This is a genomic window from Enterococcus sp. AZ194 (genome assembly GCF_051713825.1).
Lineage (GTDB): Bacteria > Bacillota > Bacilli > Lactobacillales > Enterococcaceae > Enterococcus_K.
In genome coordinates this window covers 171,970-188,446 of the sequence record NZ_JBIOQR010000001.1, presented here as the reverse complement: position 1 = coordinate 188,446, position 16,477 = coordinate 171,970, and the positions used below count along the sequence as shown (strand labels likewise).

16 protein-coding genes are annotated in these 16,477 nt (G+C 36.5%); 1 reads left to right on the top strand and 15 read right to left on the bottom strand.

Annotation, left to right across the window (positions count from 1 at the left end; translation table 11 throughout):
- Positions 1-337 precede the first annotated feature (337 nt).
- The 15 genes from IGI37_RS01050 to IGI37_RS00980 form a co-directional block, all read right to left on the bottom strand.
- The gene (locus IGI37_RS01050; RefSeq protein WP_438759560.1) at positions 338-1,042 is read right to left on the bottom strand and encodes a hypothetical protein; all 705 of its coding nucleotides are present in this window, start codon (positions 1,040-1,042) and stop codon (positions 338-340) included.
- 543 nt (positions 1,043-1,585) lie between these two features.
- Positions 1,586-1,816 (bottom strand): hypothetical protein, encoded by a 231-nt coding sequence (locus IGI37_RS01045; protein WP_438759559.1) that lies wholly within the window; start codon positions 1,814-1,816, stop codon positions 1,586-1,588.
- A 39-nt stretch (positions 1,817-1,855) separates the two neighbouring features.
- Positions 1,856-2,233, bottom strand: coding sequence for a hypothetical protein (locus tag IGI37_RS01040; RefSeq protein ID WP_438759558.1), 378 nt, complete (start codon positions 2,231-2,233; stop codon positions 1,856-1,858).
- A gap of 654 nt (positions 2,234-2,887) precedes the next feature.
- Positions 2,888-4,126 (bottom strand): cytosine deaminase, encoded by a 1,239-nt coding sequence (gene codA, locus IGI37_RS01035; RefSeq protein WP_438759557.1) that lies wholly within the window; start codon positions 4,124-4,126, stop codon positions 2,888-2,890.
- Between the two features lie 171 nt (positions 4,127-4,297).
- Positions 4,298-5,245, bottom strand: a complete 948-nt coding sequence (locus IGI37_RS01030) for an ATP-binding cassette domain-containing protein (protein WP_438759556.1) — start codon at positions 5,243-5,245, stop codon at positions 4,298-4,300.
- A gap of 333 nt (positions 5,246-5,578) precedes the next feature.
- A complete protein-coding gene (locus IGI37_RS01025) occupies positions 5,579-6,334 on the bottom strand; it encodes a hypothetical protein (RefSeq protein ID WP_438759555.1) in 756 nt (251 codons plus the stop codon).
- Between the two features lies 1 nt (position 6,335).
- Positions 6,336-7,286, bottom strand: coding sequence for an ATP-binding cassette domain-containing protein (locus IGI37_RS01020; RefSeq protein ID WP_438759554.1), 951 nt, complete (start codon positions 7,284-7,286; stop codon positions 6,336-6,338).
- Positions 7,287-8,055: 769 nt separating this feature from the next.
- Positions 8,056-8,517: a hypothetical protein gene (locus IGI37_RS01015; protein WP_438759553.1), complete on the bottom strand. Its 462-nt coding sequence runs from the start codon at positions 8,515-8,517 to the stop codon at positions 8,056-8,058.
- Between the two features lie 59 nt (positions 8,518-8,576).
- Positions 8,577-9,029 (bottom strand): GNAT family N-acetyltransferase, encoded by a 453-nt coding sequence (locus tag IGI37_RS01010; protein ID WP_438759552.1) that lies wholly within the window; start codon positions 9,027-9,029, stop codon positions 8,577-8,579.
- Between the two features lie 78 nt (positions 9,030-9,107).
- On the bottom strand, positions 9,108-9,872 hold the full coding sequence (locus IGI37_RS01005) for a tyrosine-protein phosphatase (RefSeq protein ID WP_438759551.1): 765 nt from the start codon (positions 9,870-9,872) through the stop codon (positions 9,108-9,110).
- A 36-nt stretch (positions 9,873-9,908) separates the two neighbouring features.
- On the bottom strand, positions 9,909-10,613 hold the full coding sequence (locus tag IGI37_RS01000; protein ID WP_438759550.1) for a CpsD/CapB family tyrosine-protein kinase: 705 nt from the start codon (positions 10,611-10,613) through the stop codon (positions 9,909-9,911).
- 15 nt (positions 10,614-10,628) lie between these two features.
- Entirely contained in the window at positions 10,629-11,411 is a 783-nt protein-coding gene (locus IGI37_RS00995) for a YveK family protein (RefSeq protein WP_438759549.1), read from the bottom strand.
- Positions 11,412-11,428: 17 nt separating this feature from the next.
- Positions 11,429-12,361, bottom strand: coding sequence for an LCP family glycopolymer transferase (locus tag IGI37_RS00990; RefSeq protein WP_438759548.1), 933 nt, complete (start codon positions 12,359-12,361; stop codon positions 11,429-11,431).
- A gap of 81 nt (positions 12,362-12,442) precedes the next feature.
- Positions 12,443-13,282, bottom strand: a complete 840-nt coding sequence (locus IGI37_RS00985) for a hypothetical protein (protein ID WP_438759547.1) — start codon at positions 13,280-13,282, stop codon at positions 12,443-12,445.
- 418 nt (positions 13,283-13,700) lie between these two features.
- Complete coding sequence (locus tag IGI37_RS00980) at positions 13,701-15,218, bottom strand: flavocytochrome c (RefSeq protein ID WP_438759546.1); 1,518 nt, start codon at positions 15,216-15,218, stop codon at positions 13,701-13,703.
- Between the two features lie 311 nt (positions 15,219-15,529).
- On the opposite strand from IGI37_RS00980, the gene IGI37_RS00975 reads away from it, so the two are divergent.
- The gene (locus IGI37_RS00975; RefSeq protein ID WP_438759545.1) at positions 15,530-16,024 is read left to right on the top strand and encodes a kinase; all 495 of its coding nucleotides are present in this window, start codon (positions 15,530-15,532) and stop codon (positions 16,022-16,024) included.
- The last annotated feature ends 453 nt before the right edge of the window (positions 16,025-16,477 follow it).

Below are 16,477 nucleotides of genomic sequence, written 5' to 3'. Positions count from 1 at the left end.
ATCTGAAACGAGATTATCATTTCATGTGTGCGTTAGCATTAGCCAAGCTGGGATAGTAAAAATAAGCAATAGAATACTTCACATGAAGCACTCCCTAGTTGGTATTTTTTAGAAAGCGAGTGAGAACGGCATAAACGGTCCTTCATAATTAACAGTGATCGACACACCAACAGCCGTATCTTTTTGAAAAAGAGAGGTCAAAGCTTCCTAAAAAAATATTTAAGGAGAAACTCTCCACGTGTCTCTCTTTTACATCAGGTGATGCTAAAAACATCTAGATTAAAGACTTATTTATTTTAAAATGAGCTCTAGTGTCTCTAAAATTAGTATCAAAAAACTATCCTTCCTTTTCTTCCGCTATTTCAGATATAGTTTCATTTAACAACTCTAAATCCTTAATTTCAATAGGATTTTCTTGTAATTCTGCCAAAGAATCATCTGAAACTATTTCTGTATCAGGTCTTTCATACAATTCTGTTTCATCATTTTTATCGAATCTTGTTAAATAATCCGCCATTATTTGATAAAAATCTTCTTCTAAACCCAATTCATTACCAGGAACTTTTACTAAGTAAAGAGCAACTTCATCCCCAGGAAATGAATTTTTAATCCCGTTAATATTTACAACGACCTCTTCTGACAGTTCTTCTTGACTAAGCGTTGGAGCTTCTGGTGCTCTTTTTTCAAGAAACCCAAGTTCTTCCTTAGTAATTAAACCTCCTGGCTCATAAATGGTAATTTCTTTTCCAACCAACTCTTCACTATTATGTAAAGCAGTCCTAACATGAACAACTATCTTGGTAAAAGGCGCACCATTTTCATATTTATGAAATACAAAGGGTTCAGCTGACATCACAACTCCTTCAATACCAATTTCTGTTAAGTCTTCTACATCCTCCATAGTATTCACTTCAACCATAGCTAGTGAAGTGGTGATTATTTGCTCTTTAGTTTCATACTCCTTACTCATTGCTATTCCGTACTCTTTTAACTTTTTTAATTGTTTGGAATGAATGCTTTGATTCTTATCTATATTTTCCACTGTATTTTTATCATTGCTAAGTAATACTTTTTCAGTTTTCGCTTTGTTCCCCCCCACAGCCAGTCAAGATTAATATCGTAATCAATAATATTATTTTTTCCATGAATAACCACTCTTTATTTATGTACCCTATTAATCCCTTTAAAATCATTTAAATTAGGACCCTCAGCCATTGAATCCGAATACAACCACCTCATTACTGTCCCGTCCTTAGAGGAAGTATCATTATAGGCTAACCTAAGAATATATCTTATCTCGTGAACCATGGTACTTTTTTATTTTGTACTATTGGCTGCTTGATATACGTTAGTTACCTCAATTTTGATTTTACACCAATCCCAATTATTTTTTTAGGACCTACTCTTTGACCTTTCCAAGTAAACCATGTTGCTTGTGCACTCATTTCATTATTATTGCTTCAGATAATAAAGCTTATTTAGCACTGATAGTTGAACAAAACTAAGGAACTGAATATTTGATAGTCAATTTCACAAAAATTTGTTCAATTTATGTATTTGACAGGTAAGTCGGCCTGCTCTCAACTTACCAAACTTCTCCAATCACTTGTATAATGGTTTGGACGATTTTTTTAATTGCATCGTTACTAATAGCGTTGTTCAACTTATAGGTATTCTTTTTGTCAATGTAGGGCAAAACATCTTTTTGATATTTTAACGTGATAAGATTCGATTCTATATAATATTGTACTGTCTTCAAATCGCCGTAAGGATTTCGTTCAACTATCGGTTCGAAATGTTTGTCTAACACATCCATATACAATCTAACTCCGATATATAGATTTTCAAATTCTTTTTATGTAAAATCATAATATTGTTCTAAATTAGTAGTAATCATTATCTCTTCATCTGGCTTTATAGAAATATAATTTTCTTTTCCTATAGTAAAACTATTGTAAAGCGTTAGATCCGAGTAACCAGTTGTTTTAGAAAATACACGAAGTGGGATCGCCTTTACTCCTAATAAGCTTTTATCAACAAAAACAGTCTCATCACTTTCGTTTTTAAATGTAACCTTACTAACAAACCCTTCCAAACTGAGTTGAACACTGAACGGACTCGGTTTTCTGATATCTTCTGGTACCATTGATAACGCAGAACTTGACGAAGGAAATAGCATAAGAAATATGCTTGAAATAAACAATATTACGACGAATCTATTCATGCTTTTCATAACTTATCACCTACTTTTTTTTGTTAATTTAAAATCTGTATCTAAAAATCACTTGTAACAGTTGAACAAAACTCGACTTTAAAAGAAAACACAAAAGGAGGTGGAACAGAAATGCTTATTTCCGAACCTTCAACTCTAGCATGACCCATGCGTAGAAGTTGTTGAGAGCGGAACGCAGTCCTTCAATTCTTATGGTGTTCCACCTTTAGAAATTGATGAGATCGGAGTTTGGTTTTTACGTAGTGGAGACCTTCAACTCTAGCATGTCCCATGCGTAGAAGTTGTTGAGAGCGGAACGCAGTGGAGATGGAGTTGCTTCTGTGCTCATCGGTTATTCGGATACTAGGAGTGGGGGACATAACTTTTTTGAGTTATGTCCCCCACCCACACTCTCCAATAGTTCTAAGCTCTCTCTTCACCAATATCAGTTGACAAAGAGCCGTTGTTCTTTCAAACAAAAAACAGGGACCAAACTCTCTAAAACTTGAGTTTAAGGTCATTGTTATTATTTATTCAAGTATGAATAATTTAGGCTCATTTATATGTTTCTTTTTCGCTTTACTTTCCGCTATTTTCAGGGGAAACAACACTACTGATTAAGGATAGACTCCCCACGCAAGGAGCAAATCGCTTGATTAATCGCTCGTAAGCTAACTAATTTCCATAAAAAAGTACCGTCTCCGCAGGTTTTGTTTCGACGATTTTCTTCCCTGCTTTAAATGAGTAAAGTAATTCTGAACGATTACTTACAACCTCGTAAAAATTAGGGGCATTTAATACGACAAAGTCTGCTGAATTGCCGACCTTAATTCCATATGAGTCACCTAAGAATAACGTTTGAGCCGCGTTATTCGTAATGAACTGATAACTATTCATAATTTCCTCATACCCCATCATTTGTCCCACATGTAAACCCATATGCACCACATCAATCATATCCGTATTACGCAGTGGATACCATGGATCAAAAATATCATCGTGGCCAAAAGAAACATTATTGCCATTTGCCAAAAGTTCTTTTACACGAGTTAATCCCCGACGCTTCGGATAGTGATCAAAACGCCCTTGTAAATGAATATTAACAAGTGGATTTGCAACAAAGTTAATGTCACTCATTTTTAACAAACGAAAAAGCTTAGAACAATAGGCGTCATTGTAGGAATGCATCGCCGTTGTATGGCTAGCCGTCACCTTATCCTTCAATCCTGTCTCAAGTGCGCGACACGCTAATACCTCTAGGCCCTTAGCTTCAGGATCATCAATCTCATCACAATGTACATCAATCAATGCATCATAACGCATAGCCAAATCAACACAGTAATTGATACTTTCTACTGCATATTCACGTGTAAACTCAAAATGTGGGATGGCACCTACACCATCAGCCCCTAGCTTCATCGCTTCTTCCAACAATTCTTTTCCATTAGGGAAAGATAAAATTCCCTCTTGAGGAAAAGCAATAATTTGGATAGTCATTAAATCTTTTAATTCTTCTCTGAGCTTCACCATAGTTTTCAAAGCTAATAGATTAGGGTCAGTAATGTCCACATGGGTTCTTACATATTGAATCCCCTTCTCTGCTTGCATACGAACGGCTTCATTCACTCTTAAACAAATATCTTCTTCGCTTAATAATTTTTTCCGTTCAGACCAACGTTCAATCCCTTCAAAAAGTGTCCCTGACTGGTTCCAAGCTGGCTGTCCGGCAGTCAAGCAAGTATCCAAGTGAACATGACTCTCAATAAATGGCGGAAAGACTGCTTTTCCCTGTAAATCAAGAATTTCTTCATGATTAGCTTTCAAATTAGGGGCTATTTCTGAAAAAATTCCATCGATAATTCTAATATCCATTAACTCCGTCGAATTTTCTATGTACGCATTTTTTATTAACATTGAACCTCTCCCTTTACTTGATAAATCATACTCTGTGTTTCTTCATAGTACACTTCTTTTTTTGCTTTTTCAATCTATACTAAGCTTTCTTAGTGTTCATTGTCCTTTTCCCTTACCTAAAAATAATAAGTCTGGATAGCTCATTTCATTTCTTTCATCTCATAAAAAATTTTACTCAAATTTATCGTTTTCATTTGTATTTGTTACTTGGTTAACTAATTTGGAAAAGTAATTTTCTAGGCTAGTATTTTGTATCTTTAGATTGTTGACTGAAATTCCATTTTGCATCAACAATTTGTTCACTTCTTTTGCCTGTATCCCTTCTTCAAAAATATGAAGATTATTCTCAGATATCACTTTAAAGTGAGGAATTTGGTTTTCAATTAAAACCGTAGCCGCCTTCTTAACATCCTCCACCTCAACTAGAATCCCTTTTGTCGTTACACTAACTAAATCCTTTTTTGAAATTTCTTGAATCATCATGCCTTCATAGAGAAAACCAAAACGAGTAGCTATCTGATATAACTCTGTTAGAATATGACTGGAAATAATAATGTCCGTGTTAAGCTCTCGATTAATCCGTTCTAAAATCTGACGGAATTCAATTATGGAAAACGAATCCAAGCCATTAATCGGTTCATCTAAAATGAGAAAATCTGGTTTGCCAACCAATGCCATCGCAATCCCCAGCCGTTGTTTCATCCCCACTGTGAAATGTTTGATTTTCTTTTTTCCTGTTTCAGTTAAATGAACTACGCTCAGAATTTCCTCAATTATCGAAAAATCGTGAATTCCTTTTTGGATACAGGTTCGCCTCATTTCCTGATAAGCTGTCAATTGACTATTAAGGGCTGGACTATCAATCACTGTACCTATTCGTTGCAGGCTTCTTCGATAAGCTCTAGTTCCTTTTCTGGCGCCCAATAAAAGAATTTCACCCCCAGAAAACTCTCTTGAAAGATCCGCAATTAACTTCATGATGGTCGTTTTTCCGGAACCATTTTTTCCTATCAAGCCGTAAATATCGCCTTTTTCTATCGTCAATGAAACATTATTCAAAACATAGTGATTGCCATACTTTTTACTAACATTCGTTAAAGCTAATACGTTCTTTCTCATTTTTCTGGACCTCCTTTTTTGATATTTTTACTTTATCAAATATTTCTTAAGTGAGGCATTAACTAATCCTTAAGCCTTTCTTAAATCAAAAAAAGCTTGGAATAAAATCAATCTGAAGCCTTTCTCGTAGCATATTCCTTGTGGTTTTTATTATTTGAATTTATCCACACGCCAACAAAATTGTTATGACGTACAGCTTTTATTGTCTCCATACTAAAAGACTCTTAAGATTCCCTACTAAAATCTAATACAGTAGTAAATCTAAGAGCCTTCTTTTTTGGTGACTTTTATAAATAAATGATTCAGCCTGTCATCTATTCACTCATCCGCGTTTTATAATTCTTTCGTACGGATTAATAAGGTGCTTCCCATTAGTGAAAGAATAGTGACCACAGCACTTGTTAGAATATATGGCAGAAGATCGTCAAATCCTAATTGTCCAACACCTAAAATTTGAATGAAATTGAAGAAATCAAAATATTCAAGGCCATCAAATTGAGTCAATTGAGAAATTATCTGAATGATGATAGGATAAACCACAATAAAGACAGTAGCTCCTACCAGACTACCCATACCTACTAATAATAACGTTGCTAAACTAAATACCACACTAATGACTAATCCAAATGCAATGGCCAATAAGAAAGTTTCTCCTAAAAAGGCCATGAAATCACTTTGTGTACTCCCAAATTTGACATAGGCAGTTACAATCGCTGCACCGAAATAAAGAATCATAAAAAATGATAAATATAAGACTTCGCTAATATATTTAGCTAAAATAAACTGAAAACGACTGACACCAGATGTTAATGAGTTTTTGTAAGTTTTTTGTGAAAACTCATATCCTATCACGATGACAAATACACCGATCAATAGATAAATCAATACACTACTAGAAAAAATAGTTGAATTAATTGCACTTTTTAAATCCATCATAACTGGCATCTTCAAGCTTAAATCTACCATGATCCCTCCCGGAGAACCTGATGTAATGATAAGTATCGCAAAGGCAATCACAGCTACTCCTGTGGCAATAAATCCTTTTGTATGTAATAAACGATAAAAATCTGCTTTAATTAGTCGAAACATGTTATTTTCCCCCTACTATATCTGTCTTTGTATTTGTGGTTTTACTGACTAAATCTGTGAAGTAATCTTCTAAACTATGTTCTTGCTTTTGAATTTGATTCACTAAAATATCATTTTGAACCAGTAGCTTATTGATTTCTTTAATTTCCACCTGCTCATCGAAAATACGAATCAAGTTTTCATTAGTCACTTCGAAATCAGTCACTTGGTTTTCTCTCAGAATCATCGCCGCTTTTTTCGGCTCCTCCACATCCACAAGAATGGATTTGGTTACTAGATTGTCAAACTCTTCTTTGGAAATTTCCTGAATCATCTTTCCTTCATTAATAAAACCAAAACGATTCGATACCTGATATAGTTCCGTTAAAATATGGCTTGAAATAATAATCGTCGTATTTCTTTCACGATTGATTCGTTCCAATATCCCTCGAAACTCAATAATCGCGATTGGGTCTAAGCCATTGATTGGCTCATCTAAGATTAAGAAGTCTGGGTCACTAACCAATGCCATCGCTATGCCGAGTCGTTGTTTCATTCCTAACGAAAAGTTTTTGAACTTTTTCTTTCCTGTCTCAGCCAGATTAACAAAACCTAACACTTCATCAATGACGGAGAAATCATGAATCCCCTTTTGGATGCACATAATTTTCATATTTTGATACGCCGTTAATTTGTTGTACGCAGCTGGGCTTTCAATCACAGCTCCTGAGCGTTGTAAACTTTCTTGATATTCTTTTGTTCCTTTTCGGTTCCCCAACAAAACAATTTCACCACCAGAAGATTCTTTTGATAAATCTGTAATCAATTTCATGATAGTGGTTTTCCCTGAACCATTCCGCCCAATTAATCCGTAGATATCTCCTTTTTTCACCGTTAATGAAACATTCGTTAAAGCATATTGTTTGCCAAATTTTTTGGTCACATTTGTTAAAGTTAGTATATTTTCAGTCATTTTTTGTTTCCCCCTCTTTCGATAGTCTTACTTTACCAAGCATTTCTTAACTCAGGTATTAACTAATTCTTAACTCTTTCTTAAATAAAACGAGGAAAACAACTGATTAGATGCTAAAAAAGCTAGTATCTCCACTATCATGAACCGAGGTTGGGACAGAAGTATTTCACTCCGAGAACCAGGTAGGTTGCAACATCAACTCATGCTTCGTTGTGTTTTACAGCACCGATTAGGTACTGTGCAACATCAACTCATGCTTCGTTGTGTTTTACAGCAATAAGAACCTTCAACTCTAGCATGTCCTATGCGTAGAAGTTGTTGAGAGCGGAACAACGTCCTTCAATTCTTAAGGTGTTTCACCTTTAGAGATTGATGAGATCGGAGTCTTTTTGCGCAGTGCAGACCTTCAACTCTAGCATGTCTCATGCGTAGAAGTTGTTGAGAGCGGAACAACGTCCTTCAATTCTTAAGGTGCTCCACCTTTAGAGATTGATGAGATCGAAGTGGTTTTACGGAGTGCAGACCTTCAACTCTAGCATGTCCCATGCGTAGAAGTTGTTGAGAGCGGAACGCAGTCCATCAGTTCTAAAGGTGGAACACCTTTAGAATTGATGGGGCGGAGTGAAGATGGAGCCCCTTCTGTACCCACCGTTTATTCGGATAAAGAGAGGCTGAGACATAACTTATAAAGTTATGATGTCCCAGCCTCGATTCATTATCAAGTAGTTCTTCTAGCTTTTCACGGTTACTTTTTTACTTATATTTATCCTTAATCTGCTACTGTATTTAATCGTTCAATAAACTTATCCTCTGCGACATATAGCTTTTCTGTGTACTCATTTATAATTGCATAATAAGTATCCTCGTCTCTTGCCTCAGCTAACTTATGACAATAATTTGATTGTAATAGGTTGTATTCTTCTATCGCTGTTTGTAATTTTGAGACGCCTTTATATTTTTTTTCATTTTTTGCAAGCTTAAACGCCGTCAATTTTTTTCCTTCTTCTTCCCACTCTATATACTCGTCAGATTCGAGGAAATTTTTGGCTTGTTGACTCAACTCCTCAAACTCAAGAGTCGGTTTCTCTATTTGTTTAGCCATCATTTTTTGATGTATTTCGTTATATATCTTCGTTTGTTCCATGAACTTATCTGCTGTTTTATTTGTGCCACATCCAACTGTAATTACAGCAATCCATGCTAATAAACATATTATGTAGGCTTTTTTCATTTTAGCTATACCTTTCTTCTTATTTTTTGGCTCTAAACTCTTCTATACCAGCCTTCTGCTTATTTAGCTACTTTCAATAATACAATCTCTCCTTGAACCCTTTCTCCTGTTAACACAAACCCGACCTTCTCATATAAGTTTTGAGCAATCTCGTTCCCCTCCACAACAGAAATCCGTAACTCCTCAGTTGGGTACTGCTCAACAAACCACTCGATACTTTTCTGCAGGCCAGTTTTTCCAAATCCCTTATTTTGGAATTTACTGGCGATCATATAACGCTCAATCCACCAAGAATCTTTGGAATAGTCTTCATCTGCAGGAGAATAGCTAAACATCACAAAACCAACCATTTCCTCTTCATTATAAAGGCCAAATGCTTTTCTATTTTCTTCAAATTTGGCTTCCAATAAAGAGTACCAATTCGGGGCGACAAATTTCTCTTGTTCTTTATCGGTACTTAATTTAACACAAACCTTATAATTTTTTTGAGTAATTTCGTTTAAATACATCATTATTCAACCCACTTTCTTATTCAAATTAAAAAGGAGAGGTTCTCTCTTAAGAGCCCTCACCTAATCACTCGTTCCTACTTAAAACAAGCCAAATTTTTTCTTTTTCACTTCTGTATAGTCCAGATAGTTTGTGGGATCGCCGTTTAACAAGTCTTTAGCTACTTGCTTCATCAGTGTCACCTTTTCTTGACCAAAATCCTTAGCAATTTGTTCGTACGCTTCTTTCATATAAAACGTCCGCTTCTGTACACCATGGGCATCAGAGGCCACCATCTGTACCAGGTTATGTTCTACCATTGTCTTCGCTGTCTTTTGAATCTCTTTCCCAAATGTCCCTACATAGCTTGGCGCGGTCAACTGAGCCAAACACCCCATATCTAAAAATGGAATCAGATGGTTCGGATCTTTTCGGAAATGGGCATTTCGTTCAGGGTGAACAATTACTGGAATTTTTCCTAAGGCTTGAAGATCAAAAAAGACTTGTTCTGTATAAGACGGAACCTCCATCGTTGGAAATTCAATCAGAATGTACGTATCATCTAAATCTGTAAATAAGATATTATCACGTGCCAAATCGTCTAATAAATCTCCTGTAATCCGAACCTCTTGCCCTTCAAGAAGAGTTAGTGGCAGATTTCGTTTATCTAATTCACTTTGCAAAGAAGTGACAAGTGAGATTACTTCTGATTTAGGATTGCGATATTTACCGTTATTGTGATGAGGCGTACATAAAATATGAGTAATTCCTTGACTAATTGCTTTTTCAGCCATATCTATGCTGTCTTCCAGTGAGGACGCGCCGTCATCAATTCCTGGTAAAATGTGGCAATGTAAATCAATCATGTCTTATGTCTCCTTATCTACAAATTCGTTTGCTTACTAGTTTCCGTAATAGTAGTAATAGCCTTGATCCTTGCTATTTTCAGCACCGTTATAAATAACACCTAGCATTCGTGCTTGAACCATACTTAATAAATCTTTTGCTTTGGTTAATGACTCTTTTCTTGAAACATTTTCGCGAATCACTAATAATGTACCATCTGTTTTAGACGCCATAATCTGCGCATCAGTCACCGCTACAACAGGAGGCATATCAAAGATAACAATATCGTATAGGTTTTTAGCTTCCTCAATAACTTGAGCCATCCGCATAGAGCCTAACAATTCTGAAGGATTCGGTGGCTTTGGTCCACTTGTTAAGACCGTTAAGTTATCAATCACTGTTCGTTGAGCTGCCTCTAAAACACTCGTCGCTGTACTTAATACTGTACTTAAGCCCTTCGCATTACTCAAGTTAAATGTTTTATAAACAGTTGGTTTACGCATATCCGCATCTACTAACAATACACGTTGACCAGATTTAGCAAACACAACAGCTAAGTTTGCCGAAGTAGTTGATTTGCCTTCTCCAGGTCCAGAAGAGGTAATAACCATTGTTTTAATTGGATTATCCGAGGAGGATGCAAATTGAATATTTGTTCGAATTGTACGATATTGCTCAGAAATCGGTGAAGAAGGGTCCACTAGTGTAATTAGACTAACGGCACTTGTTGCTGTCCCTTTTCGTTCATTTTTCTTTGACATAATGAATTGTCCCCCCTAGACACGCGAGCGACTTCGACGTGATTCTGTCGCTGAGTCGTCTCCGGTTTTTTTCGCTACTGGTGCAGCAGTTGGTCGTGCTTGAATGGTTGATTGTAACTCTTTGGCTGACATTTGAGGAACCGTTCCTAAAATAGTGAAGCCCAGTGTTTCTGTAACAAATTTATCATCTTTGACCGTTCTATCTAACAATTGTAGTAAGAAGGCTAACCCAATTCCGACCATCAAACCTAAAACGACCCCGATTGCCAGGTTCAATTTGTTGTTAGGTGAAACAGGAGTTGTGCTTGCTACCGCACTGGATACAATCGAAATTTTATCCACGTTCATCACGTCTTTGGCATTTTCTTGGAAAACCAAAGCAGTGGTATTGGCAATTTGTTGTGAAGTCACTGTATCTGTACTTGTTGCTTGAATAGAGAACATTTGTGAGTTTGGTGATTGATTGACTGCAATAGCATGTTTAATCTCTCCTGCACTCATCTCAATGTTATCCTCTTTTTCCAAACGTTCTTCGACTTCATTCATAACCAAATCACTGGTGATCATATCTTTATAGGTGTTAATCATCTGCAAGTTTGTATTTACGTCATTTACATTTGTTGTTTCTGTTTGAGGTAATGTTACAATTAACTGCGCTTGCGAGCTATACTTTGGCGTAATAACAAAAAATGTGAACATCCCAGCTAACGCTAATCCAGCAAACATCGAAATCAAAATTGACGTGATGTGTTTACGCAAGACTTCAAATATATCTTTTAAACTAATTGTCTCTTCCATCTTTTCTCCACTTTCTATTAATTCTCTATATTCATTTGGTCCTTCAATTCAGTTTGAACCCTTGTTAACTCATCAGCACCTACTCGTTGGTAAGAGACACCATCTTGCATAAAGCCTTCACCCTTAAGCTGGTCTTGTTTGACTGTGTTAAATGCACCACGATAATCTAATGCCAAGGTCTTCATCGTAGAAAAGTCCATATCTGTCTTCATATTACTTTCTACAGCGCCTAGAATACTTTGATATTTACTAACACCATCGACACTCAACGCTTTTTTGGCAATCCCTTCAACGATTTTCCGCTGACGTTCTTGTCGACCATAATCGCCGTTTGGATCTTCATAACGCATACGTGAGTAAGCAAGTGCTGCATCACCATCTAGTTTGGTTTTGCCAATCACAAAGTCATGTCCGTCTTGCGAAAAGGTTAAATCATTATTCACTTCAATTCCACCGACCGCATCAACGAGCTGCTTCAGCCCTTTCATGTTGATTGAGATATAATGGTCAATCGGAATATCAAGATACTTTTGAATGGTGTCCATCGACATTGCTGCTCCACCAAACGCATACGCATGGTTGATTTTATCTTGTGTGCCATGCCCAACAATCTCAACGTACGTATCACGTGCAATACTAACAACCGTTGTCTGATTATCTTCTGGACTTATCGTTGCAACCATGATTGTATCTGAACGCCCTTGCTCAATACGTCCCAAGTCTCCCGTATCAATCCCCATCAAAAGAATTGAGACAGATTCTTGCTTTGTTAAATCTACAGGGGTTTCACGTTGATTATCAAGCTTTTTCTCACGCTGAACCGGTTCGTAGGTTTTATCAAACGCACTAGACACATCCGTGTAAAACTTTGCGCCAATGCCGACAACTGTCACGATAAGAACAACAATAATTGCTAATATAATCAAAAATATCTTTTTTCCCTTTGACATAGCTTTCCTCCGTTTAATTCTATCTGTTTATGAAAGAATCTTTTGTTTGCCCTAGACTCTGGAGCCTACGTTCAATTTCGACTAATAACCTGTATCAGTTTCACTAGTATCTATCTCACTATTGTTGGTTGTCTCTCCATAGTAATTCGTGCTAGTTCCATAGCCCATCTGTGTAGCAACTTTTTCTGCTAATGCAGTGTATTTTGCTTTTTCTTTCTCATTACGCACTTGACTAATGCTATCTACTGTAGCCAAGTAACCTTCATATGTAACAGAATTTGTTACTACATCATTTTTTAACATAGTTGCAAATGTTTTTTGTAAGTCTGAAAGACGCTTGACTTGTGCATCTGCATACCCTAGATACTCCTCAACATTTTTCTTCCACGAACTATCATCGAATAAACCTAAGTTTTCACGGATTCTACCCACATCTGTATCTTTCAAATTCTCTTTGATAATGACGTTGTTTTCTGATTTTTGCCAGTTTGACACGCCGTTAACAAATAGCTTAGAGGCCTCTTGTTGGATAGATAGTTTTGCGCGCGCATCCTTTACTGTATTCTCAACCACTTTTTTCCGTTCTTGAATCCCTTTTGCTCCGTCTGGTAGTGCCTTTTCTTCAATTCCAAACTCCTTAGCCGAAACTTTTATTGCTGAAAGACTTCCAGATAACTTCGTCAGTGTATCTTCATTTACACTTGGTTTTAAGAAGACTTGCTTGTCATCAGTGAATAATCCCTTCACTTCTGTTTCCACCTTCGAAATCCCATCTTTTTCTCTTGTAATAGCCGCTTGCGCATACTCGACACGCTGTTGATATTGGCGTTGATTGTTTGCTCTATACCCAAAAAAACAGACAGCAACTGCCCCTATACCTGCTGCAAGAACGGTCAACGTCTTAAATAACGTCTTGCCCATGAACACACTCCTTAACTAATTGATTAAATCATCTAACATGTCTTTATTTTGAAAATAAAGACAGTTCTTATTAATTATAGAAGAAATTGCCTGTTAAATAAAGATAAATCGAGGGAAATTCCCTTTCCACAACAAAAAAAATCCCTTAACAATTATCTTTCATGAACAAAAACAGCTTTAAATCGGCGTTTTCTTCTTCTTAGACATAATTTAAACAAATTAATAAGTTTCTATTTATTTTCATGAAAAATAGCCAATAACAGTTGTTTCCCTCTTTTTTTAACAGATAACTGTCGTTTTTATCCTTCATAAAAAAAGCGAATGACCGTAGAAATCTACGAAAATCATTCGCTTTGCTTCTTTTTTGGCTAGATGATCAATTTCTTCCTCTGCTCATCTCACAGGTATTGCTTAATTTCTATTCTTTAACAAATTCTGCTGATTTCGTTCCAGCTTGACGACCAAAAATAATGATATCAGCTACTGCGTTTCCGCCGATACGGTTATTTCCGTGAACACCGCCAGTTACTTCTCCTGCTGCAAACAAACCTGGAATTGTTTTGTTTTCTTTATTCAATACTTCTGTGTTTGTATTGATTTTCACGCCACCCATTGTATGATGGATACCTGGTGCAATGGCAATCGCATAGTAAGGACCTTTTGATAAATCGTTGTCCATAGCTGTTTCACGACCAAATTCAGCATCTTTTTTATCAGCTACTGCTTTGTTCCATGTCTCAACAGTTGATTTTAAGTTGTCGCCTGATACGTTAATTTCTTTCGCTAATGCTTCAAGTGAGTCTGCTGATTTAACTAAGCCTTCTTTTTCATAAAAATCAATAGCTTTTGCACGTTCTTTCACACCAGCATCAAAGATTAGGTACGCTGATTTTTCAGGAAGAGCGATAATCGCAGCAGAAACTTTGTCGCGTGTTTCCATTTCATTAAAGAAACGATTTCCTTCTTGGTTGACTAAGATAGCTCCTTCACCACGAACAGCTTCAGTAATCAATAATGATTTTGTTTGGTCAACAGTTGGGTGAATTTGAATTTGATCCATATCCACCGTTTGTCCACCTAATGCTTCGATCATCTTGATTCCATCACCAGTTGAACCTGCTTGGTTAGTTGTTACATACCCTTTTAATTCAGGTTTGTTTTCAACAACCATGTCCATGTTCGCACCGAAGCCACCAGTTGTTACAACAACTGCTTTAGAAGAAACTTCTTTATCTTTTCCATCAATTGTTACTTTAACGCCTGTAACTTTGCCGTCTTTTTCATTAATTTTAACAACATCTGCATTAACGAATAATGGGATTTTACGTTCATGAACGTTTCTCATTAACCCATCAACTAAATACCCACCAATTGCCGAACCATCTGAAGGACGGTGTGTTCTTTTTTCGCTCATACCGCCAGTTGTTGTCAAATTATCCAGTGTAATCCCCATTGAATCTAACCAGTCAATCGCAGCTGATGAATTATCAACTAAGTAGTGCAATAACTCTTTATCATTTGTTCCTCCACCACCAGCTAATGTTTCCTCGAAGAATTTATCATTGGAATCGCTAATTCCTTGGGCTTTTTGGAATTTTGTTTCAGATGCATTCATTCCTGCTGAAGATTTAGATGTATTTCCACCTGCAACAGGCATTTTTTCTAAAATAACTGGGTTAGCTCCCGCTTCTTTTGCTTGAATAGCCGCAGCCATCCCTGCGCCACCAGCACCTACGATAATTACATCATATTCATCTTTTAATTCTGACGGATCTGTATACTCTTGAGCGGACGCTCCTGAAGTCACATCAGATGACTCAGACGTTTTGTCTGCCTTAGATGATGAAGCACTTGAATCTGTTTTCTTGTCACTTCCACAAGCAGTTAATAATAAAACAGACGTTAAAACCAACAATCCACTAAATACTTTTTTCATTTTATTCCCACCTTTTTTGTATTTCATAAAAAGTATAACACATCACAAAGATTCTTAAAAAAGAAAATAATTTCATGTATTTCACAGAATAACTCCTGATACATCAGCGTTTTGTTGTTTACTATTAAAAAAGATAAATTATAACTATTGATATTTATTGATTATTAAATTGAGATGAGGAAACAAGTTGTTCTTACGAATAAAAAATTGTCTAACTCTTTTTTCAAAATTCGTCAAAAGCTGATAAATTCTTCTTATTTTCTGTATACTAAGACTAAAAGTTCGTTTACAAAACAGATGGAGGGATAACTATGACCACACTAATTCTAATTCGGGGAAACTCTGGTAGCGGAAAAACAACACTGGCACAAACACTCCAAAAACGATTGGAACAACCCTGTCTACTTATTTCACAAGATATCGTTCGCCGAAACATGCTTATGGCAAAAGACGGACCTGAAACACCTACCATCTCTTTGTTAATAAATCTTCTATTGTACGGTAAAAAAAATTATCCCTTTGTAATTATCGAAGGCATCCTACATTCAGAATGGTACGCACCATTATTTGAAGCTATTAAACGAGAATTGCCAACAACTACCTTTGCTTATTATTATGACCTCCCCTTCGCAGAAACTACACAACGACATGCCACGAAACAAGCACCCTCATTCACAGAAGAAGATATGAAGCGTTGGTGGAATGAAAAAGACTTCGTTTCAATCCTACAAGAAACCCTTCTGACAAAGGAGTTATCTCTCGAGGCTACTGTTGAAAAAATTATTCAAGACGTTAAAGGTATATGATTCCTCTCTCATAAAAGTTGATGGAGCAGAAGAGTTTCACTCCGAGAACTGGGTAGGTACTGTGCAACATCAACTCATGCTTCGTTGTGTTTTACAGCACCGAGTAGGTACTGTGCAACATCAACTCATACTTCGTTGTGTTTTACAGCACCGAGTAGGTACTGTGCAACATCAACTCATGCTTCGTTGTGTTTTACAGCAATAAGAACCTTCAACTTTCACATGTCTCATGCGTAGAAGTTGTTGAGAGCGGAACGAAGTCCTTCAATTCTTAAGGTGTTTCGCCTATAGAAATCGAATTGCTTCTGTACCCACTGTTTATTCGGATAAAAAGAGGCTGGGACACAACTTTATAAGTTATGATATGCCTCATCCTCTTCTATTCCTCAAGCTTATACTAAACAGTGAAAGCAAAAAGCCAACTAGTTATTACCTAGGTCAACCAATAATTTT

Coding starts and splice junctions, on each gene's coding strand:
- IGI37_RS00985 (WP_438759547.1), bottom strand. CDS start 13,282: ATGGGCAAGACGTTATTTAAGACGTTGACCGTTCTTGCAGCAGGTATA.
- IGI37_RS01000 (WP_438759550.1), bottom strand. CDS start 10,613: ATGTCAAAGAAAAATGAACGAAAAGGGACAGCAACAAGTGCCGTTAGT.
- IGI37_RS01045 (WP_438759559.1), bottom strand. CDS start 1,816: ATGGATGTGTTAGACAAACATTTCGAACCGATAGTTGAACGAAATCCT.
- IGI37_RS00980 (WP_438759546.1), bottom strand. CDS start 15,218: ATGAAAAAAGTATTTAGTGGATTGTTGGTTTTAACGTCTGTTTTATTA.
- codA (WP_438759557.1), bottom strand. CDS start 4,126: ATGTTAATAAAAAATGCGTACATAGAAAATTCGACGGAGTTAATGGAT.
- IGI37_RS00995 (WP_438759549.1), bottom strand. CDS start 11,411: ATGGAAGAGACAATTAGTTTAAAAGATATATTTGAAGTCTTGCGTAAA.
- IGI37_RS01040 (WP_438759558.1), bottom strand. CDS start 2,233: ATGAAAAGCATGAATAGATTCGTCGTAATATTGTTTATTTCAAGCATA.
- IGI37_RS00990 (WP_438759548.1), bottom strand. CDS start 12,361: ATGTCAAAGGGAAAAAAGATATTTTTGATTATATTAGCAATTATTGTT.
- IGI37_RS01020 (WP_438759554.1), bottom strand. CDS start 7,286: ATGACTGAAAATATACTAACTTTAACAAATGTGACCAAAAAATTTGGC.
- IGI37_RS01030 (WP_438759556.1), bottom strand. CDS start 5,245: ATGAGAAAGAACGTATTAGCTTTAACGAATGTTAGTAAAAAGTATGGC.
- IGI37_RS01015 (WP_438759553.1), bottom strand. CDS start 8,517: ATGAAAAAAGCCTACATAATATGTTTATTAGCATGGATTGCTGTAATT.
- IGI37_RS01005 (WP_438759551.1), bottom strand. CDS start 9,872: ATGATTGATTTACATTGCCACATTTTACCAGGAATTGATGACGGCGCG.
- IGI37_RS01010 (WP_438759552.1), bottom strand. CDS start 9,029: ATGATGTATTTAAACGAAATTACTCAAAAAAATTATAAGGTTTGTGTT.
- IGI37_RS00975 (WP_438759545.1), top strand. CDS start 15,530: ATGACCACACTAATTCTAATTCGGGGAAACTCTGGTAGCGGAAAAACA.
- IGI37_RS01025 (WP_438759555.1), bottom strand. CDS start 6,334: ATGTTTCGACTAATTAAAGCAGATTTTTATCGTTTATTACATACAAAA.